The 1460-nt window shown below is 65.8% G+C and carries 1 protein-coding gene and 1 pseudogene; both read left to right on the top strand.

All coding sequences use genetic code 11. The features are described from left to right. Window positions 1-104: 104 nt before the first annotated feature. Window positions 105-1091, top strand: a complete 987-nt coding sequence (locus Q0216_RS00050) for an ABC transporter ATP-binding protein (RefSeq protein WP_298591816.1) — start codon at window positions 105-107, stop codon at window positions 1089-1091. Then, window positions 1088-1460: pseudogene (locus tag Q0216_RS00045) on the top strand (hypothetical protein); the annotation flags it as partial. The gene Q0216_RS00050 and the pseudogene Q0216_RS00045, both read left to right, overlap by 4 nt.

The raw sequence follows: 1460 nt of genomic DNA, 5'->3' as shown, positions 1-1460 counted from the left end.
TACACTGGGACTACGCATACACTCGTGCGGGGCTTCGCACACGTCCCCCTCGCGTACCCTTCCGGCGCAGAAGCCGGAAAACCGACTTCAAAGGTTTGTCCATCATGTCTCTCGTTCTCGATGCGGCGCAGCTTAGCCGCATCTTTGGCACAGGCGAACGCGCCTTCACCGCCGTCGACCGTGTGTCCCTTCGCATCAGCTCCGGCGAGATTCACGCTCTTCTCGGCCCCAACGGTGCGGGCAAAACGACGACCGTGCAGATGTGCTCGACCCTGCTCACCCCCACCAGCGGTAGCCTCACCGTGAACGGTGTTGACGCCATCGCTCACCCGCAGCGGGCACGCCGTCACGTGGGTCTCGCGTTGGGCGGGGAGAACGGCTTCTACCCGCGCGCCAGTGCCCGCGATAACCTGCTGTTCTTCGCCGATGTTGCGGGGGTTTCCGGGCGAGCTCGACGACACGAAGTGGAGCATGCCCTAGCTCGAGTGGAACTCACCGACGCTGCGACGCGGCCCGTCCAGGAGTTTTCTCGCGGCATGAAGCAGCGCCTACACATCGCCAGGGCGCTGCTCGGTTCCCCCTCCCTGCTCCTGCTGGATGAGCCGACCAACGGGCTCGACCCCGACATCGCCTTGACCGTGCGAACTCTCATCCACTCCCTCGCGGAGGACGGCGCCGCCGTCCTGCTGACGAGTCACCTACTGGGCGAAATCGAGGACCTGGCGCATACCATCACCGTTTTGGGCGCCGGTTCTGTTGCCGTGAGCGGCACCCTCGAGGACGTTGCCGCACACGCCGGTATTGCCGCCACAACCGTGGTGCAGGTTGAGGCCACCGCCACCGAGGGGCTTGATACGCTCCGCGGATTCCTCGGCGAGCGGGCTGCGGTGCTCTTCGCCCCGCGTGGTTCCGGCTGGGAGCTGACTCTCTACTGGCACGGCGAGCGCGCCACGTTCGAGGCGGGTGAGGCGCACCGTATCCTCGCGGAGGGGCTCGCCGCCTCGAACATTGGGGCGAGGACCGAGCCCTACACGCGCCCGGCAACCTTGGAGGAGGCCTACCTGGCGATGGCGGAGGGGCTCAAGCGATGAACGTGAAGACGCGACGCTCGGAAGAGTCCCAGCAGCAGGACCGGCAGTACGACCTGATGCAGGAGTGCGCCCGGCAGCTGCGGCTCATGGGCTTTAGCCTGCGCCAGTTCCTGACGGTCCCGTACTTTATTCAGCTGCTCATCAGTACGGTACTCGGATCGGTTATCCTCCAGGCACTCGCCGTGCACGCGGCGGCGCAGAGCTCCGAGGGTCACTCCGTCGACCCGACCCTCGCGTGGACCCGCGCGGGCATCGTGGGCATGTGGTCGGTCTGCATCGTGTCTGCGGGCATCATCAATTTTGAGCGTTTCCGTGGGACCCTCGTGTACCTGTGTTCGGGGTCGATTTCTCCGGTGCGGGTGCTGGCGG

Source organism: uncultured Rothia sp., assembly GCF_937976295.1.
Classification (GTDB): domain Bacteria; phylum Actinomycetota; class Actinomycetes; order Actinomycetales; family Micrococcaceae; genus Rothia.
The sequence above is the reverse complement of the archived record's forward strand: the minus strand, read 5'-3'. Positions and strand labels throughout refer to the sequence as shown.

Excerpts from the sequence above, each read along its gene's own strand:
- Q0216_RS00050 (WP_298591816.1), top strand. The coding sequence starts at position 105 with ATGTCTCTCGTTCTCGATGCGGCGCAGCTTAGCCGCATCTTTGGCACA.